Origin of the sequence: Pinirhizobacter sp. (assembly GCF_035317885.1) — a bacterium.
Taxonomy (GTDB): Bacteria; Pseudomonadota; Gammaproteobacteria; order Xanthomonadales; family Rhodanobacteraceae; genus Pinirhizobacter.
Map to the genome: position 1 here is coordinate 1 of NZ_DATHFX010000468.1, position 6,065 is coordinate 6,065.

The 6,065-nt window shown below is 63.6% G+C and carries 8 protein-coding genes and 1 pseudogene; all 9 read right to left on the bottom strand.

Translation table 11 applies throughout. The features are described 5' to 3' along the window. A pseudogene (locus VK519_RS15410) lies at nt 1-478 on the bottom strand (F0F1 ATP synthase subunit beta); the annotation flags it as partial. A gap of 71 nt (nt 479-549) precedes the next feature. After that, nucleotides 550-1,446, bottom strand: a complete 897-nt coding sequence (gene atpG / locus VK519_RS15415; RefSeq protein ID WP_324351210.1) for a F0F1 ATP synthase subunit gamma — start codon at nt 1,444-1,446, stop codon at nt 550-552. Between the two features lie 60 nt (nt 1,447-1,506). Continuing rightward, on the bottom strand, nt 1,507-3,057 hold the full coding sequence (gene atpA, locus VK519_RS15420; protein ID WP_324351212.1) for a F0F1 ATP synthase subunit alpha: 1,551 nt from the start codon (nt 3,055-3,057) through the stop codon (nt 1,507-1,509). 28 nt (nt 3,058-3,085) lie between these two features. Beyond that, nucleotides 3,086-3,619: a F0F1 ATP synthase subunit delta gene (locus tag VK519_RS15425; RefSeq protein ID WP_324351215.1), complete on the bottom strand. Its 534-nt coding sequence runs from the start codon at nt 3,617-3,619 to the stop codon at nt 3,086-3,088. A gap of 2 nt (nt 3,620-3,621) precedes the next feature. Beyond that, nucleotides 3,622-4,092: a F0F1 ATP synthase subunit B gene (locus VK519_RS15430; protein ID WP_324351217.1), complete on the bottom strand. Its 471-nt coding sequence runs from the start codon at nt 4,090-4,092 to the stop codon at nt 3,622-3,624. 84 nt (nt 4,093-4,176) lie between these two features. After that, complete coding sequence (atpE, locus tag VK519_RS15435; RefSeq protein WP_250626523.1) at nt 4,177-4,455, bottom strand: F0F1 ATP synthase subunit C; 279 nt, start codon at nt 4,453-4,455, stop codon at nt 4,177-4,179. 92 nt (nt 4,456-4,547) lie between these two features. Continuing rightward, nucleotides 4,548-5,390, bottom strand: a complete 843-nt coding sequence (gene atpB, locus VK519_RS15440) for a F0F1 ATP synthase subunit A (RefSeq protein WP_324351220.1) — start codon at nt 5,388-5,390, stop codon at nt 4,548-4,550. A 3-nt stretch (nt 5,391-5,393) separates the two neighbouring features. Then, on the bottom strand, nt 5,394-5,759 hold the full coding sequence (locus tag VK519_RS15445; RefSeq protein WP_324351222.1) for a hypothetical protein: 366 nt from the start codon (nt 5,757-5,759) through the stop codon (nt 5,394-5,396). 176 nt (nt 5,760-5,935) lie between these two features. After that, on the bottom strand, nt 5,936-6,065 hold a 130-nt coding region (locus VK519_RS15450; protein WP_324351224.1), incomplete at its 5' end, for a 6-pyruvoyl trahydropterin synthase family protein.

Genomic DNA, 6,065 nt, shown 5'->3' on the forward strand with positions numbered 1-6,065 from the left:
CCATCATGTTGACCGTCTTGCCCACGCCGGCGCCGCCGAACAGGCCGACCTTGCCGCCCTTGGCGAACGGGCACATCAGGTCGATCACCTTGATGCCGGTTTCCAGCAACTCGTTGGCCGCGGCCTGGTCGTCGTACGACGGGGCGGCGCGATGGATCACCCACCTTTCCTTCTCGCCGATCGGACCCGCTTCGTCGATGGGATTGCCGAGCACGTCCATGATGCGGCCGAGTGTGGCGCTGCCGACCGGCACCTTGATGCCTTCGCCGGTGTTGCGGGCCACCAGGTTGCGGCGCAGGCCGTCGGTGGAACCCAGCGCGATGGTACGGACCACGCCGTCGCCGAGCTGCTGCTGTACTTCCAGCGTGATCTCGGTACCGTCGATCTTGAGTGCGTCGTAAATCTTCGGCACCTGGTCGCGCGGGAATTCGACGTCGACGACCGCGCCGATGATCTGTACAACTTTGCCCTGGCTCATGGATCTGCTCCGGATGGATCTTTGTGTGTACGTGTCGGCGCCGCCGTGGCGTCGCCTGTGGATGGGTTGCCCTAGACCGCCGCGGCGCCGCCGACGATTTCGGAAATTTCCTGCGTGATCGCCGCCTGGCGCGCCTTGTTGTAGACGAGGGTGAGCTCGTCGATGACCTTGTTGGCGTTGTCGGAGGCGGCCTTCATGGCCACCATGCGGGCGGCGTGCTCGCTGGCGAGGTTCTCCAGCGCCGCCTGGTAGACGATCGATTCGATGTAACGGCCCAGCAGGTGCTCGAGCACCGTGCGCGCGTCCGGCTCGTAGATATATTCCCAGTCGTGCGTCTGCTCGGTCTTGATGCCCGAATCGTGGGCCGCCAGTTCCTTGGCCACGACATCCAGCGGCAATAGCGTTTCCACCGTCGGCTTCTGCACGATCGTGTTGACGAAATCGTTGTAGACCAGCAGCACGCGGTCCAGGCGGTTCGCCGTATAGGCGTCCAGCACGACCTTGATCACGCCGACGAGGTCTTCCACCCGCGGCTTCTCGCCCAGGTGCGTGGCGGTGCCGATCAGGTTGACGCCCTTGATCCGGCGGAAGAACTGCACGGCCTTCTGGCCGATGGCAACGACGTCGACGCCTGCGCCCTTGTCCTGCCACTCACGGATGGTGGTGAGCGTGCGGCGGAACAGGTTGGAGTTGAGGCCGCCGGCCAGGCCGCGGTCGGTCGAGACCACGATGATGCCGATGTTGCCGACGTTCGGCCGCTCGGTGAGGAACGGATGCGGGAAATCGGTGTTGGCCTGGGCGACGTGCGCGATGACCTTGCGCATGGCCTTGGCATAGGGACGCGAGGCCTTCATGAGCTCCTGCGCCTTGCGGATCTTCGAGGCCGAGACCATTTCGAGCGCGCGCGTGACCTTGCGCATGTTCTGCGTGCTCTTGATCTTGGTTTTGATTTCGCGACCGCTGGCCATGTGCTCTTCCGTCTCGTTGGTTTACCGCGCCGGCGGGCGAACCCGCCGGTGGTGCATCAGTTACCAGCTACCCGTCTTCTTGAACTCGTCCGCCGCGGCCTTGAAGGTGGCCTCGATGTCGTTGTTCCAGTCGCCGGTCTTCTCGATCTTGCTCATCAGCTCGCCGTGGTTCTGGCGCATGAAGGCATGCAGGCCCTTCTCGAAGGGCAGCACCTTGTTGACCGGCAGGTCGTCGAGGTAGCCCTTCTCGGCCGCGAACACCGACACGCCGAGTTCGGCGATGGACAGCGGCGAGTACTGCGCCTGCTTCATCAGTTCCGTCACGCGCTGGCCACGGTCGAGCTGGGCACGCGTGGCGGCGTCGAGGTCCGAGGCGAACTGCGCGAAGGCGGCAAGCTCACGGAACTGGGCCAGCGACAGCTTGATACCGCCGGAGAGCTTCTTGACGATCTTGGTCTGGGCAGCGCCACCGACGCGCGACACCGAGATACCGGCGTTCACGGCCGGGCGGATGCCGGCGTTGAAGAGGTCGGTTTCCAGGAAGATCTGGCCGTCGGTGATGGAGATCACGTTGGTCGGCACGAACGCCGAGACGTCGCCGGCCTGGGTTTCGATGATCGGCAGCGCGGTGAGCGAACCAGTCTTGCCCTTCACTTCGCCGTTGGTCATCTTCTCCACGTATTCCTCGCTGACGCGCGAAGCGCGCTCGAGCAGGCGCGAATGGAGATAGAAGACGTCGCCCGGGTAGGCTTCGCGGCCCGGCGGGCGCTTCAACAGCAACGAAATCTGGCGGTAGGCCACGGCCTGCTTGGAGAGGTCGTCGTAGATGATCAGCGCATCTTCGCCGCGGTCGCGGAAGTACTCGCCCATGGCGCAACCGGAATACGGCGCCACGTACTGCAGGGCGGCCGACTCTGACGCCGAGGCCACCACGATGATGGTGTGGGCCAGGGCATTGTTCTCTTCAAGCTTGCGCACGACGTTGGCAATCGAGCTGCGCTTCTGGCCGATGGCGACGTAGATGCACTTAATGCCGGAGTTCTTCTGGTTGATGATCGCGTCGATGGCGACAGCGGTCTTGCCCGTCTGGCGGTCACCGATGATCAGCTCGCGCTGTCCGCGGCCGATCGGGATCATCGCGTCGATGGACTTGTAACCCGTCTGCATCGGTTGGTCGACCGACTTGCGCCAGATCACGCCCGGGGCGACCTTCTCGATCGCGCTGGTGCCGGCGGCGTCGATCGGGCCCTTGCCGTCGATCGGGTTGCCGAGCGCGTCAACCACGCGGCCGAGCAGGCCCGGGCCAACCGGCACTTCGAGGATGCGGCCGGTGGTCTTGGCGGTATCGCCTTCGCGGATCGCCTGGTAATCGCCCAGCACCACGGCGCCGACGGAGTCGCGCTCGAGGTTCATCGCCAGGGCGTACACATTGCCCGGCAATTCGATCATTTCGCCCTGCATCACGTCGGCCAGGCCGTGGATGCGCACGATGCCGTCGGAGACGCTGATGACAGTGCCTTCGTTGCGGGCTTCCGAACCGAGCTTGAACTGCTCGATGCGGTTCTTGATCAGCTCGCTGATCTCGGACGGGTTCAGGGTGGTACTGGACATGGTCGTTTCCTGGAATTTGAAACTGGGTTCAGTGCGTCAGCGCCGTGGCCAGGCGCGCCAGACGGCCGCGCGCTGAGCCGTCGATCACTTCGTCGCCGGTATCGATCACCACGCCACCGAGCAGCGCGGCGTCGACATGCGCCTCGATTTCGATCTCGCGCTTGAAGCGGCGCTTGAGCGAGGCCTTGAGCGTTTCGGCCTGGGCGGCGTCCAGCGCCAGCGCGCTGGTCACCTTGACCAGCAAGGTGTGCTCCGACTCGCGCTTCAACTCGTCGAACAGCTCTTCGACTTCCGGCAGCAGCGACAGCCGCCGCTGGTCCGCCAGGGCTGCCAGGAACGAGCCGAACGGCGCCCCGGCCTCCATGCCCGACGGCAGGTGCAGGCTGACCAGCTGGGCCGGTTGCACACGCGGGTCGTTCAGGAGGTCCTGCACGCGCGCGTCGCCAGAGACGGCGGCCGCGAATGCCAGCGCCCGCGACCAGTCGGCGAGCTTGCCTTCCGCATGCGCGGTCTCGAAAGCCGCGCGTGCGTAGGGACGGGCGAGGGTGAGCGCCTGGGCCATGGTCAGATCTCGGCCGCGAGCTGATCGAGCATGGCCTTGTGCGAGGCCGGGTCGATTTCACGCTGGACGATCTTCTCAGCGCCCCGGATGGCCAGCTGGCTTACCTGGGTGCGCAGTTGCTCACGGGCCTTCTGGGCCATCGAGGCGATGTCGTCCTGGGCCGCGGCCTTCAGGCGATTGATCTCTTCGATGGCATCCACGCGGGACTTGTCGATGATCTGGTTGGCCTGCTGCTGGGCCTTGTCGATGATCTCGGTGGCCTGCAGGCGGGCCTGCTTGATCTCGACGGCAACCTTGGCATCAGCGTCCTTCAGTTCAGCACGCGCGCGTTCGGCCGCGTCCAGACCATCGGCAACCTTTTTTTGGCGTTCCTCGATGGCGCCGTTGATCTGGGGCCAGATGAACTTGGTAGTAAACCAGACCAGTATCGCGAACGATAACATCTGGCCCAGGAAGGTCATGTTGATATTCATGATCTTACCGATATCTCCCGAAACGCATTAACGATGCGGCCACCGCAACGGGCAAGCCCGCCGCGGTGGCGTGAACCCGCTGGATCAACCGCCGGTGGCGGCCTTGAGCACGCCCAGCAGCGGGTTGGAGAACGCCAGCAGCAGTGCAATGGCCAGGCCGATGATGAACGCGGCGTCGATCAGGCCGGCGAGCAGGAACATGCGGCCCTGCAGCAGCGGGACCAGTTCCGGCTGGCGGGCAGCGGCTTCGAGGAACTTCGAGCCCATGATGCCGATACCGAGGCAGGCGCCCAGGGCACCGAGGCCGATGATGATGCCGATGGCAATGGCCGTCAGGGCCTGCACGTGTGCGATGAATTCCATGGTGCTCTCCTACGATGCGATAGCGGGTTGGCTAGAACGAAACGAAACGAAAATGGTTGTAAATCGTGCTGCAGTGACGGGTGCTGCCTTGCTCAGTGGTGCTCGCGCGCCATCGCGATATAGACGATGGTCAACATCATGAAGATGTAGGCCTGCAGCGCGATGATAAGGATGTGGAAAATGGCCCAGCCCGTATTGAACAGGACACCGGGCACGAAACCGATCCAGCTGATCATCAAACCGGCGATCAGCATGAAGACCAGCTCGCCGCCGTACATGTTGCCGAACAGTCGCATGGCAAGCGATACCGGCTTGGACAGGTATTCAACGACATTCAGCAGGAAATTGAACGGCGAAAGCACGACTTTCATCACCGTGCCCTCGGCATGGAACGGCGCGGTGAGCAGTTCCTTGCCGAAGCCGCCAGCGCCCTTCGCCTTGATCCCATGGGCCAGCACGAGGAAGAACACCGACAGCGCGAGGCCGATCGTGGTGTTCACATCGGCCGTGGGGACCGCGCGGAAATACGTGTGATGAGCCACTTCATGGCCGCGGAAGGTGGTGACCAGCCAGCCGGCCAGATCCACCGGCAGCAGGTCCATCGCGTTCATGAAGAACACCCACATGAAGATCGACAGCGCCAGCGGCGTGAGCGTGCGGCGGTCACCGTGGAAGGTGTCCTTGACCTGGGTATCGACGAACTCGACGATGATCTCGACCAGCGCCTGTGCCTTGGACGGCACGCCCGAGCTCGCCTTGCGCGCCAGCAGCCAGAACCACAGGCAGAAGAACGCACCAAGCACGAGCGAAACGATGATCGTATCCAGGCGGATGTCCCAGAACGAGCCTGCGCCGGGACGCGTCGTCACCACCAGATGCTCGAGGTGATGCTGGATGTATTCGGTCAGACCACCGCCCTGCGGTTCACTTGCCATGCCTCAACCCTTGAATCTGAATGCGAGCAGATTTACCGCGAACGCAGCCGCCAGGCCTGCCAGGGCAGCCAACGGCGGCAGCTTCCAATGAACCAGAACCACGAGTAGTCCACCGACGATCACGACCCACTTAAGGATCATTCCCGCGATCAGACGCCCCAGCATCACGCCGCCTCCCGCCAATCCGCTGAAGGTTCGCGCTGCCATAAGCGCGTTGCCCAGAGCGATCAGCAGCGCACTCAACGAGGCGGCCAGTGCATAGCGCCAGCCCAACCCGAGGAATGCGAGACCCATCAACGCCGCCACGGCAACCTGCCACATGAAGAGGCGCAAGGCCAGGCGACGACCGACGGAAAGACTGTTAAGCACGCGATGGTTCCCGTGACGGTTTCGCACTAGGCGCCACCGAGTCAACGACGGGCCACGGTTTCGATCCGTGAAAGTATATCAGCGAGCGATTTGGCGTAACAAGCTACGAGGCTGCGACAGGATGCCTCAGTACGTGACGGAGCACGCAATAGGGCCTTGGAAAGTACGACTATTTCCTAGTGCGACGCCGCATCCGAAGCACGATAACTGGCCCCAGAGGTGCAGGTTTCGTGCACGACCACCTGGTCGAGCCCCGGCAACGCAGGTTGCAGTCGCTGGAAGATCCACCGGGCCAGATTCTCGCTG

Excerpts from the sequence above, each read along its gene's own strand:
- atpA (WP_324351212.1), bottom strand. The coding sequence starts at position 3,057 with ATGTCCAGTACCACCCTGAACCCGTCCGAGATCAGCGAGCTGATCAAG.
- atpG (WP_324351210.1), bottom strand. The coding sequence starts at position 1,446 with ATGGCCAGCGGTCGCGAAATCAAAACCAAGATCAAGAGCACGCAGAAC.
- VK519_RS15425 (WP_324351215.1), bottom strand. The coding sequence starts at position 3,619 with ATGGCCCAGGCGCTCACCCTCGCCCGTCCCTACGCACGCGCGGCTTTC.
- VK519_RS15430 (WP_324351217.1), bottom strand. The coding sequence starts at position 4,092 with ATGAATATCAACATGACCTTCCTGGGCCAGATGTTATCGTTCGCGATA.
- atpB (WP_324351220.1), bottom strand. The coding sequence starts at position 5,390 with ATGGCAAGTGAACCGCAGGGCGGTGGTCTGACCGAATACATCCAGCAT.
- atpE (WP_250626523.1), bottom strand. The coding sequence starts at position 4,455 with ATGGAATTCATCGCACACGTGCAGGCCCTGACGGCCATTGCCATCGGC.